At 58.6% G+C, this 16,710-nt stretch carries 12 protein-coding genes and 9 pseudogenes; 8 read left to right on the forward strand and 13 right to left on the reverse strand.

Going from position 1 to position 16,710, the window contains the following annotated elements; genetic code table 11:
• A pseudogene (locus CO676_RS32910) lies at positions 1-181 on the forward strand (saccharopine dehydrogenase family protein); the annotation flags it as partial.
• A 198-nt stretch (positions 182-379) separates the two neighbouring features.
• Complete coding sequence (locus tag CO676_RS32915) at positions 380-1,324, forward strand: LysR substrate-binding domain-containing protein (protein WP_097524152.1); 945 nt, start codon at positions 380-382, stop codon at positions 1,322-1,324.
• A gap of 482 nt (positions 1,325-1,806) precedes the next feature.
• Here CO676_RS32915 and pcaF read toward each other — a convergent pair.
• The 11 genes and pseudogenes from pcaF to CO676_RS32975 all read right to left on the reverse strand — a co-directional run.
• A pseudogene (gene pcaF, locus CO676_RS35580) lies at positions 1,807-2,939 on the reverse strand (3-oxoadipyl-CoA thiolase); the annotation flags it as partial.
• Positions 2,935-3,630 (reverse strand): annotated as a pseudogene (locus CO676_RS37105) (3-oxoacid CoA-transferase subunit B); the annotation flags it as partial. The pseudogenes pcaF and CO676_RS37105, both read right to left, overlap by 5 nt.
• Positions 3,627-4,347: pseudogene (locus CO676_RS32930) on the reverse strand (3-oxoacid CoA-transferase subunit A). The pseudogenes CO676_RS37105 and CO676_RS32930, both read right to left, overlap by 4 nt.
• 80 nt (positions 4,348-4,427) lie before the next feature.
• Complete coding sequence (locus CO676_RS32935; protein WP_097524153.1) at positions 4,428-5,756, reverse strand: aspartate aminotransferase family protein; 1,329 nt, start codon at positions 5,754-5,756, stop codon at positions 4,428-4,430.
• A gap of 18 nt (positions 5,757-5,774) precedes the next feature.
• Entirely contained in the window at positions 5,775-6,098 is a 324-nt protein-coding gene (gene fdxA, locus CO676_RS32940) for a ferredoxin FdxA (protein WP_097524154.1), read from the reverse strand.
• A gap of 49 nt (positions 6,099-6,147) precedes the next feature.
• Complete coding sequence (locus CO676_RS32945) at positions 6,148-7,578, reverse strand: hypothetical protein (protein ID WP_097524155.1); 1,431 nt, start codon at positions 7,576-7,578, stop codon at positions 6,148-6,150.
• A 309-nt stretch (positions 7,579-7,887) separates the two neighbouring features.
• On the reverse strand, positions 7,888-8,088 hold the full coding sequence (locus tag CO676_RS32950; protein WP_245424616.1) for a transposase: 201 nt from the start codon (positions 8,086-8,088) through the stop codon (positions 7,888-7,890).
• A 419-nt stretch (positions 8,089-8,507) separates the two neighbouring features.
• Positions 8,508-9,071 (reverse strand): annotated as a pseudogene (locus CO676_RS32960) (transposase); the annotation flags it as partial.
• 48 nt (positions 9,072-9,119) lie between these two features.
• Positions 9,120-9,314, reverse strand: coding sequence for an IS66 family insertion sequence element accessory protein TnpB (gene tnpB / locus CO676_RS36935; protein WP_348628090.1), 195 nt, complete (start codon positions 9,312-9,314; stop codon positions 9,120-9,122).
• Positions 9,315-9,342: 28 nt separating this feature from the next.
• Entirely contained in the window at positions 9,343-9,408 is a 66-nt protein-coding gene (locus CO676_RS36940; RefSeq protein ID WP_280952081.1) for a hypothetical protein, read from the reverse strand.
• A gap of 290 nt (positions 9,409-9,698) precedes the next feature.
• Positions 9,699-9,977 (reverse strand): transposase, encoded by a 279-nt coding sequence (locus tag CO676_RS32975; RefSeq protein ID WP_097524156.1) that lies wholly within the window; start codon positions 9,975-9,977, stop codon positions 9,699-9,701.
• A gap of 215 nt (positions 9,978-10,192) precedes the next feature.
• Between CO676_RS32975 and CO676_RS32980 the strand changes: the two are divergent.
• The 6 genes and pseudogenes from CO676_RS32980 (at position 10,193) to CO676_RS35860 (ending at position 15,034) form a co-directional block, all read left to right on the forward strand.
• Positions 10,193-11,217, forward strand: a pseudogene (locus tag CO676_RS32980) (IS110 family transposase).
• An 82-nt stretch (positions 11,218-11,299) separates the two neighbouring features.
• Entirely contained in the window at positions 11,300-11,758 is a 459-nt protein-coding gene (locus CO676_RS32985) for a transposase (RefSeq protein ID WP_097524157.1), read from the forward strand.
• Positions 11,755-12,111 carry an IS66 family insertion sequence element accessory protein TnpB gene (tnpB, locus tag CO676_RS32990; RefSeq protein ID WP_097524158.1) on the forward strand — a complete coding sequence of 119 codons (357 nt, stop codon included), beginning with the start codon at positions 11,755-11,757 and terminating at the stop codon, positions 12,109-12,111. The genes CO676_RS32985 and tnpB (CO676_RS32990) overlap by 4 nt, the downstream gene beginning before the upstream one ends.
• Before the next feature lie 48 nt (positions 12,112-12,159).
• Positions 12,160-13,729 (forward strand): annotated as a pseudogene (locus CO676_RS32995) (IS66 family transposase).
• Positions 13,726-14,292 (forward strand): UPF0149 family protein, encoded by a 567-nt coding sequence (locus tag CO676_RS33000; protein ID WP_097524159.1) that lies wholly within the window; start codon positions 13,726-13,728, stop codon positions 14,290-14,292. The pseudogene CO676_RS32995 and the gene CO676_RS33000 overlap by 4 nt, the downstream one beginning before the upstream one ends.
• Before the next feature lie 468 nt (positions 14,293-14,760).
• Positions 14,761-15,034 (forward strand): annotated as a pseudogene (locus CO676_RS35860) (hypothetical protein).
• 279 nt (positions 15,035-15,313) lie between these two features.
• Here CO676_RS35860 and CO676_RS33010 read toward each other — a convergent pair.
• Entirely contained in the window at positions 15,314-16,339 is a 1,026-nt protein-coding gene (locus CO676_RS33010) for a hypothetical protein (RefSeq protein ID WP_097524160.1), read from the reverse strand.
• A 133-nt stretch (positions 16,340-16,472) separates the two neighbouring features.
• Positions 16,473-16,710 (reverse strand): annotated as a pseudogene (locus CO676_RS33015) (hypothetical protein); the annotation flags it as partial.

The raw sequence follows: 16,710 nt of genomic DNA on the forward strand, positions 1-16,710 counted from the left end.
GAGCGCGATTCAGATCACGACGGCGGCCGGCATCACGACGGTTCTCGATCTCCTGGCCGATGGAAAACTGCCCCTGAAGGGCTTCGTCCGCCAGGAGGAAGTCGCACTCCCTAAATTCATCAACAATCGCTTTGGTCGCGTGTACGATCCCGAAGCTCTGCGTTTGAAGCAGGCGGTGTAACAGGCACGAAGCTCACTCGCCCGATGCCACGGGTGTCGGGCGCATCTTCTTCCTCATACATCGACGAGATAAATGGCGATCATATGCATCCTTGCCACCCGCGCAATTTGGTTGCGTTGTTGATCGGACAGTCGCGGCCGTGAAGACAGGGACCGCAAGACCGGTGCGGGCTTGGGTCACCCAGTGAGAGGCTCTCCGGTGAAGACATCTTATCCTCCGCCCTTAGGGCACTGCAACTTACCATCCTACGCCCTGCTGCGAAGCTTTGAGTGCGCCGCGCGGCACCAGAGCTTCACTCTGGCGGCAGAGGAACTGCGTCTCACGCAAAGTGCCATCAGCCGACAAGTAAAGGAGCTTGAAGAGATGATTGGCGCTCCGCTGTTCCGCCGGGTTGGACGGCGTGTCACATTGACCGAGGCCGGCGGGCGATTTGCGACGGATATCGCAAAGGATCTTGGGAACCTCAAACTGTCGGTGGTGCGGGCGATTGCCGCCGGTGCACGAAACTCGACATTGCGTCTTGGCATCCTGCCAACATTCGCTAGTCGTTGGCTGATCCCCAGACTGGCAATCTTTCTCAACGATCATCCCAATGTCGAAATCAGACTCGAAGCCCGCACCGTGCCCTTCGACCTGACACGAGAGCGCTTCGACGCCGCGATCCATTTTGGAAAGGCAAACTGGCCAGATGCGCGTATGAACAAATTGTTCGATGAAGAAATTCTACCCGTTGCGTCTCCAAAGTTCCGTGATACGCACCCACTAGCCGAGCCTGCCGACCTCGCGGCGGCACCACTACTGCATCTGATAACCCGCGAAAGCGCCTGGATTGACTGGTTCGCGATGAAGGGAATTAGTGACAAGCGGCTCCTGAGTGGCCGACATTTCGATCAATTTTCTATGGTCATCTCGGCTGCCGCAGCCTCGCTCGGCGTCGCACTCCTGCCGAAATATCTAATCGAACAAGAACTCCATCAGGGTATCTTGGTCCCGATAAACGACACACCCCTGAAGACGAATAACAGCTATTTCATCGTCAGCGCGGCAGGCGATGTGAACCCGCTGGTAAACGCGTTCTCGACTTGGCTAATCTCGACGGCGCGGCGCTACAACTTGGCAACCTCTCAAGAGCAAGGCTATTAAGTCGATATTGACTTTTCGTTCGCATAGCGCGTCGTAGTGATCAGTGCGGCGCCATTTTCAGCCGCAACGCAACTTGCAAGCGGACACGGGCGAACATAATCAAGGCCAGCACGCCAGCATGTCTTCGAGCTGTGTATTCTCGGCATGAAGGTGTGCGCCACAACGCCTTCAGACGGCGGTTTTCGGCCTCTAGCGCGTCCAGGTCATCGGAGGCATTCTGCCGCGATGTCCCGGTCCAAGCGGATCACACCACACCGGCGTCTTCTTCGTCGGCCTCGTCATCTTCAAAGCGGCGCGGCGCTGGACAAGGGTGGCGGGAGCGGTCTCCACTTGTGGGGAAGCGGGGACGGGGACGGGGACGTCTCCGGTGTCCTCGGTCGGACGAATGACCAATCACTTTGTAAACCCTGGAAGGCACACCATAACTGCATGTCAACGCCAACTGCCGTTCCAATGGAGCAAACAAGCTCAATCTAACAGAATCAGATGTGTTCGAGCGCGACTGCGATGCCCTGTCCGACACCGATGCACATGGTCGACAGTGAACGGCGTGCGCCCGACACCTGAAGTTCCAGTGCCGCTGTCCCAGTGATGCGCGCTCCGGACATGCCGAGCGGATGTCCGAGTGCGATCGCACCGCCGTTGCGGTTGACGCGCACGTCGTCATCGGCGATGCCGAGATTGCGAAGCGTCGCTAGGCTTTGGGAGGCAAAGGCCTCGTTGAGTTCGATCACGTCGAACTGCTCCTGTTTCATCCCGAGACGCTGCATCAGCTTCTTCGCGGCCGGCGCCGGACCGATGCCCATGATGCGCGTCGGAACGCCGGAGGTCGCGCCGCCGAGCACGCGGGCGATCGGGGTGAGGCCGTGTTTCTTCGCCGCCGCTTCCGACGCGACGATCAGGGCCCCCGCGCCGTCGTTGACGCCAGAAGCATTGCCGGCCGTTACCGTACCGCCCTCCTTCTTGAACGGCGTGCTGAGCTTGGCGAGCTCTTCCAGCATCGTGGCGCGGGGATGCTCGTCCTGTCGACGAAGAACGGGTCGCCCTTGCGCTGCGGGATTGTGGCGGGCGTAATCACGTTCGCCAGCCGGCCGTTTGACTGCGCTTCCGCCGCCTGGCTGCGGACCGCAAAGGCGTCCTGGTCCTCGCGCGTTACACGGAAGTCTTCCGCGACGTTCTCGCCGGTCTCGGGCATTGAATCGACGCCGTACTGTTTCTTCATCAGCGGATTGACGAAGCGCCAGCCGATGGTGGTGTCGTGGATCTTGGCGTTGCGCGAGAAGGCGGTCTCAGCCTTGGGCATGACGAAGGGCGCGCGGCTCATGCTTTCCACGCCGCCGGCGATCATCAGCTCGGCCTTCCCGGACTTGACGGCGCGCGCCGCCGTGATGACAGCGTCCAGGCCTGAGCCGCAGTGCCGATTGATCGTCGTGCCGGTAACGGTGACGGGAAACCCGGCGAGCAGCAGCGACATGCGGGTGACGTTGCGATTATCCTCGCCCGCCTGGTTGGCGCAGCCGAAGATCACATCATTGAGGCCTACCAGTCGACGGAGCCGTTGCGTGCCATCAGCGCCTTCAGGGGGCACGGCGCCGAGGTCGTCGGCGCGAAAGCGCCGGCACGTCGAGATTGGCGACGTCGCCCTCGACATGCAGCTTCGCCCCGGTCATTGCCTGCAATTCGTCGAATGACATAGCGGCAAGCTTCTCGCGCAGCACGAAGCGGCCCCTAACGATGTCGACGACGGCGTGGCTCGTGTAGATGCGGGTGATGCAGCCGACGCCAGTGAGCGGGAAGGTGCAGCGTTCGACGAGCTTTGGCTCGCCCTTCTTGGTAACATGTTCGGTGATGTCGACGACCTTTTTCGCTCCATGCGCGAGATCCATCGCGCCGCCGACGGCGGGCACGCCCTTCGTGCCCACTCGCCAGTTGGCGAGGTCACCGTTTTTCGGCCACCTGCTAGGCGCCGAGGATAGCGACATCGAGATGGCCGCCGCGAACCATCGCGAAGCTGTCGGCGTGGTGGAAGAACGCCGAGCCGGGCTTCAGCGTCACCGCCTTCTTGCCGGCATTTATGAGATCCCAGTCCTCTTGGCCCTCGGGCGGTGCCTCGCCGAAGTCAAGAATGCCGTTTTCGGTGCGGAATATCGCCTGCCGGCCCTCCGGCTGGTAGCGGGCGACCGTTTCGGGGAAGCCTATGCCGAGATTGACATAGGCGCCGTCGAAAATGTCCTGCGCCAGGCGATCTGGGCGTTCGAAAGCTTGATGTCTTCGCGAGTGTCGATCGTGCTTGTATCGGCGGTCATGCGTAGACCGCTCCTGCGCGGATGAGGGCTTCTTCTTGCTGCGGGTTCGCAACCGCGACGACGTGTTCGACGAAGATGCCGGGGGTGACGACCTGTCCCGGATCGATGCCGCCGAGCGGTACGATCTCGGAGACCTGCGCAATGGTCGTGGTTGCGGCCATGCAGATGAGCGGATTGAAGTTGCGGCCGGCCCTGTTGTAGGTGAGGTTGCCGCGGCTGTCGCCGAGATGCGCCTTCACGATGGCGAAATCGGCCTTCAGCCAGCGTTCCGGCACATATTTGCGGCCGTCGAACTCGGCCGTCGGTTTGCCCTCGGCCAATTCCGTTCCGTAGCCGGTCGGCGTGTAGAAGGCCGGGACCCCGGCGCCGCCGGCGCGGATGCGCTCGGCAAGCGTGCCCTGCGGCACCAGTTCCAGCTCGATCTCGCCGGCGAGATAGCGCTCGGTGAAGGCACGCGGATCGGAGGAGCGCGGGAAGGAGCAGACCATCTTCTTCACCATGCCCGCATCGATCATCGCTGCAATGCCGATGCTGCCGTTGCCTGGATTGTTGTTGATGACCGTCAGGTTGTTCGGGCTGCCTGTCGCCTGAAAAGCGGTCGATCAGCGCATGAATGAGCTCGATTGGCATGCCTGACCCGCCGAAGCCGATCATGACGGTCGCGCCGTCGCCAATGCCGACCACCGCCTCCGCCAAACTCGCGATTGTCTTGTCCATTAAAAGCCTCCGTCGCGGCCGGGCACAATCCTCGCCCTGCCTTGCGTGTGTCGCCTTCGGAACCGACCGCGAAAATCCATTTACATGAGAGGCTTGATTTTGCGGAGCGATTCAAGAACCGCTGCCGCCATAGTATCAATGTCCAGCTCCGACATCGCCGTGGAGAGGAACCCAGTTCCCGTTTCGACGACAACGAGACCTCCGTCGAAAAGATGCCCGACAAATTTTGCCAAAATCGCGGCCTTGTCAGGAGAGAGGTAGGCCTGCCTATAGTTCTCTGGCGCATACTCGGCTAGGTGAATCCGAAAAATCGATCCGCGACCGGTGACACACGCGGGCACATCCGCAATCCTGATTGCCTCAGTGATCAAGTTGCGGGCGCGGTCACCCAAAGCATTGAGCCTTTCGACGACTTCCTGATCATACGTTTTCATTACCGCGTGGCCAGCAGTCATCGTGACCGGGTTTGCGGAGAATGTGCCATAAAGCGGAAAGGGCGCAGGGCCGTCCAACGGGTTCATGACTTCCATTACTTCGGCACGTCCGGCGATACCCCCGACGGGGAAACCGCCGCCTATCATCTTGCCCAAGGCAGTGATATCGGGTTGGACATCATACCATTGCTGCGCTCCTCCGACTTTGGATCGGAATGTGATCACTTCATCGAACACCAGGAGCGCGCCATTCTCTTCGGTCCAGCGTCTCAACGCACGTACGAAATCCTCAGCGGCCGGTATAACGCCGATGCGATGGGGCAGCAGGTCCATCAGGACGCAAGCTAACTCTTCGCGATGATGCTCGAGTATCGCGAGAGCCCGTTCCACGTCGTTAAACGGGATCACAACTACGTCGTCGAGTACGCCTTGGGGCGTCCCGCGCGAAACCGCCACGCTTGAGGGCTGTTCCGGCTGTCCCCAATTCTCCGGCTTGGCCGTCTGGCTCACTTCGGCATAGTCGTAAAGGCCGTGATAAGCGCCCTCAACTTTTGCGATTTTCGGCCGCCCGGTGAATGCCCTCGCGGCCTTTAGACACGCCATAACCGCTTCGGTTCCTGAATTGACGAAACGAATTCGCTCGAAGGCTGGATTTCTGCCGCACATATGTTCGGCAAATTCAATCTCGGCTTCCGTGCCGACCGTAAAGGCGGTTCCTCGTCGCAACTGGTCGCTGACGGCGGCAATCATAGCCGGATAGGCGTGCCCGTGAATGAGGGATGCGACATTGTTCGCGAAGTCGATGCGACGGACGCCCTCGACATCATAGATGTAGCACCCTTGCCCGCGCTGGGCATAGATCGGGTGCGGTTTACGCAAAATCGTGTTTCTGCTGCACCCTCCTGGCATTACCGCCTTCGCACGCTCGAATAGGGCTGCACTTCTGGATAGTTCTGTTTGCAACTTCGCGTCCATGTGCCTCTCCTATAACGGCTAACGCTCCAAATGCCTAAGCTTGTCTTGGACACCGTCCCATTCTGCGGCGTTGGCGAGCGGGCTCTTCGACTCCGTGATGCTGGGCCACAAACGCGATAGCTCTTCGTTTAGCTGCAAAAAGTGCCGCATATCAGCTGGTAGATCCGTGTCCCGGTAGATCGCGTTTGCCGGACACGCCGGTGCGCAGGCGTCGCAGTCGATGCATTCGTCGGGATGAATGACGAGGAAGTTGGCCCCCTCGTAGAAGCAGGCGACCGGGCAAACATCGACGCAGTCGGTATATTTGCATTTGATGCAGTTCTCAGTGACGACATAGGTCAAGTCCGCCTCCCTTATGCAGTTTGAAAAGGTCGATCTCCCTATCCACCTGCTACTCCGCGGCCTGGAGAATTGCGGGCTTGATCCCGTACATTGAGTAGAGTCCGGCCTCATCGAAGATGACACGGTCATCATAGCCGCTGAACCAGATCGCCTCCGGGTTTCTGCCAACGATCGTCACCTTGCACCGGTCCTGCGCATTCGCGGACGAGCGCAGGAGTTTGAAGATCACAACGCCGTTTTCACCGCCTGGGACACCCGGCACAGGTTCGTTTGTCACCGCGGCAACTTCGGTCTTGCCTTTGTAGTGAGTGATCGAAAGCCGCGCATGCGCCTCTACGCCGGACAGGCCCTTCTGCGACTCGTTCAGGATCTGCCAGGCCCGTTCGATCGGAACATTGAACGCTTTGTGGCCAATGATGTCGCGACCGCAAAAGAAGTAGTGGTTGTAGACGCCGTTTCGGAGCATCTCGCGTTGCATGATCCGCAGCGCATCGGCGTCGTCGTTGATGTCACGGATGATCGGCGACTGATTGTGAATGGTGATCCACTCGCGCCGAGCAAGCTCCTTCACCGCCCTTCGCGTTTCCGCTATCCATTCAAGCCCGCCGCCTGGATTGTCGATATATCCGCCATCTGGGGTCTTCCGAAGAAACTCGTCAGGATGGTTGAAGTGCACCATCAGTCGAAGGCTAACCTCCGGATAGGCCTCATGAAAGGCATCAAGCATTGCAAGGAAAGCTTGATCGAACCGCTGCGGATGGAACGCGAGTTCTTTGGTCCCGATGCGGATATTTTCGACCCCCGCCTCAGCGAGGCCGGCCAGCCAAGCAGCGATATTCTTGTTCCCGAGAACCATGGGGTCGCCGCCCGACATCAAGATCTCACGAAGTTTTTCGCGACCGGTCTCGGGATGTCGTCCACCGTTCGCAGTCACAAACATGTTGTGCTCGCGAATGTATTCGACAATTTCGCCGAGCTGCGCCAAACCTTTCGGAGCAACTGTTCCGTCCTCGCGGGTGATCTCCTTGCGACCGATCAGTTCCTCCCGATAACAGAAGCGACAGTGCGCAGAGCATGTTGCGGCGACGTAGAGTAGGCCGAGTTCGTACTTGTGGATCAGCCCTTCGCGCGGACTGTAGGTCATCTGTTTGCCCGGGTCCTCGGCGCCATCGAGATCGTAAGTTTCCTTTGGGCTTGCCTTAACCAACGTTTGCATCGACCGGCTGTATTGAGCCTGCTCGAAATAATGTCGAGTGATCTTGATAGGCATGCGAGCCTCCAGATCTCTCTCACTTCCCTTCAGCCTGACGATCTCGTCGATTTCTTCCGGTGAATAGAACCCTTGCATGTCTTGCGGGACATCATCACTGGCAAACTTGGCTATACCGGTGATGATCTGCCGGTCGTACTTTCCATTGACGACTTTGCTGAGAAATTCTTGCTCACGCTGAGAGGGTATGTATTTTTCGACGGTGCTCACGGCGCAGACCTCCAAAGCTGTAACGATCCAGCCCGGCGAAGATAGCAACCGGCCGGTCAAGATGTTTGATTGCACGACTGTAATTTGAGAGTTCTTGGTTCAGCTTACAAAGCTATAATAGTCACTAGTCTATGAGCGATACTCATATAATCGCGCCTTTTAGGGCTGATGAGACCTGTGCGCGGGTAGGTCTTGCGATTGAAGTTGCTGTATTTTTCTCCGGATGGAGGAAAATGTGCGGTTGCGGTTGCGGCATCGCCACGTCCACCTTGAGAAGGCGGCCGATCGGAGGGCGTGGTGTTTCGTCGCCTATCCGGCAGCGGCAACGATCTTCAAACTTCGATTCATGTTGTAGGCGATGGCGGTGAGGCGGATCTGCATGGCGGCCTTGGCAAGCCCGCGCCATCGCATGCGTCGAAGACCATAGCTTCGCTTCCAGGTGCCGAAGATCTTCTCGATCCGGCCACGGATGCGATGGATCGGTTGGTTCCAGGCATCGAGACGTGCCAGGGTTTCGGCTTCGTCGGCAAGACAAGCCGAACCTCGAAGTCCTGGATTGACTGCCCATCTACCCCAGCCGCTCCCTGGTTGGCCTTCACACGCTTGAAGGCTTCCCAAACCTCCCGCTTGGGGATGTCGAACGGCTTTGCCTTGTTCATGCGACTCCTCCCGTCACCGGTTGGCCGCATGCCAAGACTGAACACCACAGCCCCTTCGGTCCAGTCCCATTACAGGACCTTCATCCCTACTACGAGCTGTTCTGCCCCTGTGCCCTGCATCGGTACTCTGGACCTCACGGGGATCGCCCGCTCGGTCTTCTCCCTTCACATTAGGACAACAGGTTCCCACGTTCCGTGTAAAAGCCTGGTTCAGGTTCACGCCGACTTCGAGCCGAATGTCGCCGGGGCCGCCGGCCTTCAGGTCTCCGCCGAGACCAGGACATAGGCCAGAAGGCCGGCACCCGCCATGCTGCCCTGTATCGGACGGCTGGGGGCTGGCAACTGCACCATCTTCTCGCAGCAGCGGCAGGACTTCTTCAGCCGGGCGACCTCGATCACCTCCATCTTTGCGGCGATCATGTCGAGGATCTTGCTGGCGTCTTCACCCACCAAGCGCAGTTCTCCCCCGCAATCGGGGCAGACTGTGCCGGGATCGAGTTCCCTCCGCTCGCGCACTGCTTTGTCTGATACACGCGGACGTCTGCGGATCACCCTCTCCCTGGAAGGATCCGTGGACGCCTCCGGGACGATCTCATTGTCCTCGTCTTTTGGTGCTGTTCTTCCGACGCTGCGATCAACAAATCCTCCAGCGCCAGTTCCAACTGCTGGATTTCGCGCTCGATCTTCTCGGAGGATTCTGCCGAAGGCTTGTTTCCTTAGCCTGGCGATGCGTAGCCGCAGGTCCTGGATCAATTGGTTCGTGCGCCCGCAACGTCACCGACATCTTCGCATTTTCCGCCTGCAAGGCAGCAATCATCGCCTCATCGCCTTCAGAAAGGCGGGATCATCGGCTCGCGTTCGACATGAGCCTGACTATCAAATTCAGGACGAGTTGCCATAAAAACAATAAGATTCAGTGAGATAAAAGACACGTGCCGGTGGTGCGCCCCAGTTTGGACGCCGCCAATCAATTCCTTCCCATAACATCGCCATCTGCGCGGACGTCAGCCGAGCCGTTCCATCGGCCGCCGAAGGCCATGGGAAACGCCCCTTTTGCAGAATTTTGTAATACAGCAGAAGCCCTGCCCATCAAAATAAAGGAGCTTCAAACGTCACCACGTCTGCCTCGAAAGGCGAAGACCGCGCCCCCGGTCGGCTTCTGGCGCAACACGTCCTGCGCCAGCGCAGCTAGGCCCTCTATTCCTTTGCGGTTATGTGGTGCACCACATAATGCAGAGCGTTTTTAGCGTGGCGTCGCGGTATCGATGTTGACCAGCGCGCCGAGGCCGATGGCGACGGTGCGCTAAAAACGCTCTGCAATGTCCGTAACCCCGCAAGCAAGGTACGCCCGAACGCCCGTCCCCGGTCCAATCATGCTGACTCCACCGCCCGGATGAGCCGCGTCAGGGTGGCGGAATCCACCCCGCTGCCAAAGCAAAGACTGCGACCGCGGGGCAATCGCTACTCGATCATCCCAGATCGATCCTGATGATCCCCATGGTGCTCGGTCTGCACGACACTCATGTCGACGGGAACAAACACCGCATTCGCAGAAGACGGCAAAAGTCCCTGCTTCTTCAGCTCACTACGCCAGGTGTAAATCTGCTGCCGCGTCACATCGTGTCGCTGCGCAACCTCAGTAACCGTCGCCCCGTCGATCCCAACCGACATGACAATCTCGAGCTTCTGTTCGTCGCGCCACCGACGACGACGTTCCTGCCCCAGAATATCGATCTGCATCCCATACCTCGCCTAAGACACGTCGTTAACGACGTCGTTAAACACGTGTCTTAGGCCATCACGACGATCGCCGGGAGGCGGTGACAATCGGGCGGTTACGGATCACAAGATCAATCGCCTCGACGAACTGCTGCCGTGTTGGGGTGGACGGCTCCCAACGGCATCGCAATGTGCCAGAATGAGTTCGTTGAAAGCTCAATCGAGGGAGACCGTCCGTGGAAGAGATTATCCGAATTGGCATGGATACGTCAAAGAGCGTTTTCCAATTGCATGGCGTGAACGCAGTCGAGCAACCAGTCCTTCGCAAGAAGCTTTCGCGTAGGGAGATGGTGAAATTCTTCGAGAAAATGCCACCGACCACGATCGCACTCGAAGCCTGTGGAGGCTCTCATCATTGGGCGAGGCTGTTAAGTTCGTTCGGGCATGAGGTGAAATTGATCGCGCCTCAATTGGCAAAGCCCTACGTCAAACGCGGCAAGAACGACGCGGCGGACGCTGAGGCTTTGTGTGAGGCGATGAGCCGACCCACCCTGCGGTTCGTGCCGGTGAAGACTGCGGACCAGCAGGCGGCATTGATGCTGGTCGGTCTGCGAGAGAGACTCATTCGCAATCGAACGCAGCTCGCCAATGCCATACGCGGGTTTGCCATGGAGTTCGGTATCGCGGCGGCCAAAGGCAGGTGCCGAATCGAACCGTTGCTGGAGCGGATTGCGACTGATCAATCCCTGCCTGCATTGGCCCGCGAGCTTTTTGCCATGCATGGCGTTGAGTATCGCGACTTGCTTGCCGAAACGAAGGCGGTCGAGGAAAAACTGACCGCGTTGCATCGCTCCGATGAATGCAGCAAGCGCCTGGCCGAAATTCCGGGTGTCGGGCCTGTCGGCGCATCGCTTTTGATGATGAAGACCCCAGATCCGCGGCTGTTTAGATCTGGTCGAGATTTTGCCGCCTGGATAGGGCTCACGCCAAAAGACCATTCGACTGCAGGCAAGGTCAGGCTTGGGGTGATCACCCGTGCCGGTGACGAAATGCTGAGGAGCATATTAGTGGTCGGCGCGACTGCTCTTCTTCAGCACGTCAGAGCAGGCATGCTTCCCGATGGCTCATCGAACTCCTGCACCGGAAGAAACCAAAATTGGTGGCCGTGGCGCTGGCCAACAAGATCGCCCGTATTGCTTGGAAGCTCATGGTGAGCGGCGAGACATACAGGCGTACAGAAGGACAAGGCGCAACATTTTAATGTGAGCGCGACGAACATCCCACCTTTTCTTTTGTGATTGAGGCCGCGAGAAAAGCTCCTTCATCGACAGGAGCGGAACGGAATGGTTGGAGATCGCGCTGATGCCATGCTTGAAGCCATGCATGAAGCCAGGCATGAGGGAAGGTATCGTCGGATCGAGGTGATCACCGGTCGGCGCCAGCGGCGGAATTGGACTGACGAGGAGAAGGCGCGGATCCTTGCGGAAAGCGCAGAGCCCGATGTGAACATCTCGGCGATTGCCCGGCGCTGGGGCGTCAATCGCGGTCTGCTGAACGTCTGGCGTCGCGAAGCCGGACTGACCTCTCAACGATCCGCGAAAGCCTGCGCGCAGCAGGCGATGTTCGTGCCGGTGACGGTGGTTGGCGATAGAACGTCTTCCGAGAGTTCGCCGTCGGATGTGGCCCACTACGCCGCGGGTCGTATTGAGATCGAGATTGCTGGCGCGCGCATGACCGTGATCGGCTCGGTGGCGCCCGAATTGGCGCAGGCGATGGTGGCGGCGTTGCGAGGACGCCGGTGATCGGACTTTCGCCGAATAGCGTGAAGATCATGGTGGCGACGCAGCCGATCGACTTCCGGCGCGGCATGAATGGGCTTGTGGCCTTGGTGGCGTCAGCGCTTGCGGCCGATCCCTATTGTGGCGACGTGTTCGTGTTCCGCGCCAAGCGTCTCGATCGCCTTCGCTGCATCTATTGGGACGGATCAGGCATAATCCTGGCGACGAAATGGCTGGAGGCGGGCAAGTTCGTTTGGCCACCGATCCGCGATGGCGCGATGCAGATGAGTAGCCAGGAGTTCTCGCTTTTGCTGGCCGGCATTGACTGGACGCGGGTCAAACGAAACGCGGTGAAGCGGCCTTCAAAAGTAGGCTGATCCTATTGGATTTGTTTGCAGATTCAGGCTCATGTGGTAGGGTCTGTCATGCCGCTTCGACCCACCCCCTTGCCTCAGGATGCTGCGCAATTGACCCGGATCATTCTCTCGCTCGACGAAGAGAATGCCGATCTCAAAGCGCGCGTTGCCTTCCTGGAGCAACAGCTCTTTGGGGCGAAGTCGGAGAAGATAACGAAGATCGACCCGACGCAGGCGACGCTCGATCTTGGCGATCTCAGCGACATTCCCGAAGCTGCCAATGATGATGTTGCGCCCGTCACCGAGGGGACAACGCAGGCACGGCGATCGCCGTCCCGCAATATCGGTCGTTTACCCAAGCATCTTCCCCGGTATGAAGAGGTCATCGAGCCCGAGAGCAAGGTTTGCCCGTGCTGCTCGTTCGAGCTTCATTGCATCGGCACGGATGTCAGCGAAGCGCTCGACATCGTGCCGGCGGTCGTCCGGGTTAAACGGACGATCCGGCCGCGCTACGCATGCCGAGCCTGCGAAAGCGTCATTGTGCAAGCGCCCGCACCGCCGCGCGTAATGGATGGCGGCATGGTGACTACGGCCTTTGCCGCCCATGTCGCCGTTTCGAAGTTTGCCTGGCATCTGCCGCTGCATCGCCAGGCGCAGATGCTTGCCTCCTGCGGCGTGATCATCGATCGCGGCACGCTTGGCGCCTGGGTGACACGGATCGCCTGGTGGCTTGAACTTCTCTACGATGCTCTCACCGCCTTCATCCGCTCCCAGCCAAGGGTGTTCTGTGACGAGACGCCGCTTCCGCGGCTCGATCCGGGGCGACGCACCAAGGTCTGCCAACTCTGGGCGCAAGCCGTCGACGACCGGCCATGGAATGGTCCGGCGCCGCCAGCGGTGGCCTATACTTTTGCGGAAAGCCGCAGCGCTCGCGAGGTCGAGGGGCAGTTGTCGTCCTTTGGCGGCGTGCTTCAAGTGGATGGGTACCAAGCCTATAAAACGTTGGCCAAGCGCCGGGGGAAGAGCAATGTCGCGCCCATGCGGCTGGCGTTCTGCCTTGCCCATGCGCGGCGCAAGTTCGTCGATGTCGTCAAGCTGACCGGCTCTTCGGAGGCGCTGTCGATCCTGGCCAGGATTGCCGAGATCTATCGCATCGAGGCGAAACTGCGCGGCGAGAATGACGATACCCGGCTGAGGGTGCGGCGCCGCGAGGCAGCGCCCATCATGAGAGAACTGAAGGCCCAGATCACCGAACTGCGCGAAGAGGTGTCGTCAAAGTCGGCGCTTGGCAAGGCAGTCACCTACACGCTCAACCACTGGAGCGGACTGGCAGCCTTCCTGGAGGATGGCCGGATCGAGGTGGACTCCAATGTGGTCGAGCGTTCGATGAAATCGGTGGCCCTGACGAGGAAGAATTCGTTGTTCGTGGGCAACGAGCGCGGTGGCAAGACCTTCGCGGTCCTCGCATCACTCGTCAACACCTGTAAATTGAATGGTGTACCCCGAGGTCTGGCTTGCCGATGTGCTGGAACGCATCATCTCCGGCAAAGTGAAAGCCAGCGAGATGGAAAGTCTCCTCCCTTGGAACTGGAAGGCTGAGCGCGAGGCGATGACAGAGCAGGAGCGACGGGCGGCATGACGCACGACAACCAGGGTAAGACGACCGCACGACCGAAGCTTGATGATGAGGCGTTCGAAGCGTTTATCAGGGCACGTCGTCCAGCATCGCCAATCTGGTCAATGAGCGGTCTCGATGGTTATCTTACGGCTCTCATCATCGGCCCGAAGTTCATCGACCCACGCAAATGGATCCCGGAACTGACCGGTCCGGATGCCCTGAACCTGCCGATGGAGACAACAGAACATCGGGCCGTACAGACGATCGTTGCGGAGTATAACCGCATCTCGGCGAGCCTTTCCGAAAGACCGAAGGACCACCGGCCCAGGTTCACCAGGATCGATGATCAGACCTTTGATCAGTTCGATTGGGACCTCTGCTTTTTGTTGGGAACAGGATACGCGCCGAGGCTTTGGCAGCCGGTTCTTCGAGGTCATGCCGGGACTGGCGATATCATCGCGCCCATCCGCAAGCTCGGCGAGACAAAACGGAAAGCGACAAGCCAGGATGCTGCTGACGTCGCCGAAGCACTCGTCAATATCCGAACCTACTTTATGCCGAAGCGGGCAAAACAGAAGTTCTGACCGAGAGCCAGAAACCTATTTAGTCAATCACGAAAGCCGTGGGCCATTCGTTGCGCTCACATTTTAATTTAGGAGATTGGCCATCACGGCAAGTGCTATCAATGTTGCCGTGCCGTGTTGAGCTGATGCTGTGCTGAGAACTTGCAAGGGAGAACAGATGGTGCGATCGATCGATCCAAGACGCGTGACACTCCGTCAGTTCCAGTGGTCTTTTAAGGTCGTTGCCGTGTTAGGAACGCGCGTTGCGGAAACCATCTTGGCCAGTGGTCATGTGCGACCACACACAAAGGCCGTACATAGTGGAAGCAAGCGATCCGATCAAAATATCTGCAGAAAACCCTTGCAACAGGGAGCCGTCCACATATGGAACTGGGCACCTGTGGCAATCATCTGCGCCGAGGCCGCCTGATGGCCACCATCACCTACGTCTTCACCATCAACCATGTCGCCGAAATGCTCGGCGAGGACCTGGAACTCCTTAAGGCTATCGTCAGCAATTCCGACAATCTGACCTATGGGAATATCATCAGCGTCGTGCACGGTGACGATGAGACAATCACCGCACTGACAGACGATGGCATCGATGATGCTCAACCAGATGCTCTCCGCTGCTCGCCGTTCGCCCGAAGCCTGGAACGAATTCCTCCACAGCTTTGTCGACGACGAGGAACTCATCGCTCGCGTCAGGGCGAAATCTGCGCGGTCGGCCGGTTACTTTCAAACCATCCGCCGTGCCGATTGAGGTTTGCGCAGCCACGACGTCAGGATTGCCGGAGAGGGCAAAGTTGCAAAAATTGGAAATAGGTCAAGGCGCAACAGTGATCGCGTCTGCAGAGGCATGGATTTGGCATGTGCGATGAAGCCAGCTTTTTCGGCTAAGGCGCCCAGTGGATCGCCCGTACGACCAGCGTCACCGAAACCAAGGACCGAAGCCGCGCCGCGTCGTGCTGCGTCGTGCAGACGGAATTTTCGCGATTCGCGATCCAACATGCATGAAATAGGTGGCTGAGACCGCCAAATCTCAGTCTATCAGTAGGGTCTTTCCGGCTCGGACCAATCGCGTTTGATCCACGTAGAAGTCGCAATTCAAAAGGATAATGTCGATGTGCGCGCGTGCCATGTTCCTCCCGCCAAGGAAACGCGAACAATTGGCACCGAAGGCCAAGTTAATGCCGCCATCATAGCTCTCCCAGTCCATCGCTTCCGACGAAAAAAGAGTCGCGCGCGGATCTGTTCCAAATCCGGTGTGCGCCACGGTACGCACCGCGCGGTCATCCCATTGGTCAAACCAGGCACGGAGATTGCGCGCATCCACTCCGCCTTCAATCGCGACGATTTCGCCATTTTCTATTGTGCAAGATATTGGTTCCGCAATTCTTCTTTCGAGTTCAATGATCAAATCGCCAGGTGCGATGACTAGCCTCCCGTGGAGACTTGTTTCAATCGGTGCAATTTCCGTAAGCCCAGAAGGAAAATTGTCCCAGCGGTACCCTTCGCCTATTGCGCCACATTGGGCATTGCCCACGCGTCCATCCACAGACATCGTGAGTTCAGTGCCGAGGGCTGACGTTATACGCAACATCTTGCCTTGGGTAAGCAGGTTGGCCGCCTTGCGCGTCCGCCTGATCACCGCCTCATCCGGTGCAAGCCTGTGCAGTAACTCTTCGTCCGAGCAACTCAGCAGCACCTTCACACCTGCATCCAAAACCTCGTTGTAGGCACGCGTATAGCACCAATGGGTGGTTGGCAGGTCGACGATGAAATCACACTGTTTCAGGAGCTCAAGGATAACGCCATCTGGCTCCCTGCTTTTTTCATCATGCGCCCCGGAAAGCGGCCTTTGGACGACCGCAAATACGCCGTTGCAGATGTTGCCGGCTGCAGCGTAGAATGCATCAAAGATGCTTTGGCTCCGGTTCACATCGGTCAGAATAACGGTTTTGTCCCCCGACTTCAGTCCCGATAACCGAAGCGCCCTCTCAATGACAGGATAAATCCAGATATGTTTGCCGATGCTGCTGCTTTTGCCAATTCCACTGTAAGCCATCAAATCACCCGCTACTCCGAAATTTTTCCTGCGCAACTTTGTACGCAGGGACAGTGTTCATCGGCTTCGGTTGCCTCTGCTGCCGCGGGGGCGTTACAGACAGCCGATTGCCCACGGATTGGTGGGGCTAACGTCACGGCTGCGCTCGGACAAACTTCCTATCGAGAGCACCCTGTTCACCAGAAGTGTCTGTGTTCGCCTTCTTCAGGCGCATGGCCTCCGGATCGTAGACCCGGCCAAAGCGGTTGTTCAGGAAATCCGCAAGTGTGACTTCCTCCTGCCGAACGAAGCCCTTCTGAGGCAGTTTTCTATCGGCCAGGAGATCGAGAACCGTCGTGATGCCGGCCGCCGTCGTGATCTGAATCGCGCTC

Origin of the sequence: Sinorhizobium sp. BJ1, assembly GCF_002531555.1 — a bacterium.
Classification (GTDB): Bacteria; Pseudomonadota; Alphaproteobacteria; order Rhizobiales; family Rhizobiaceae; genus Sinorhizobium; species Sinorhizobium fredii_B.

Bases quoted from the DNA above. Each gene is read 5' to 3' on its own strand.
- CO676_RS33010 (WP_097524160.1), bottom strand. From the start codon at position 16,339: ATGGCTTACAGTGGAATTGGCAAAAGCAGCAGCATCGGCAAACATATC.
- CO676_RS33000 (WP_097524159.1), top strand. From the start codon at position 13,726: ATGACGCACGACAACCAGGGTAAGACGACCGCACGACCGAAGCTTGAT.
- CO676_RS32975 (WP_097524156.1), bottom strand. From the start codon at position 9,977: ATGCAGATCGATATTCTGGGGCAGGAACGTCGTCGTCGGTGGCGCGAC.
- CO676_RS32985 (WP_097524157.1), top strand. From the start codon at position 11,300: ATGGTTGGAGATCGCGCTGATGCCATGCTTGAAGCCATGCATGAAGCC.
- CO676_RS32935 (WP_097524153.1), bottom strand. From the start codon at position 5,756: ATGGACGCGAAGTTGCAAACAGAACTATCCAGAAGTGCAGCCCTATTC.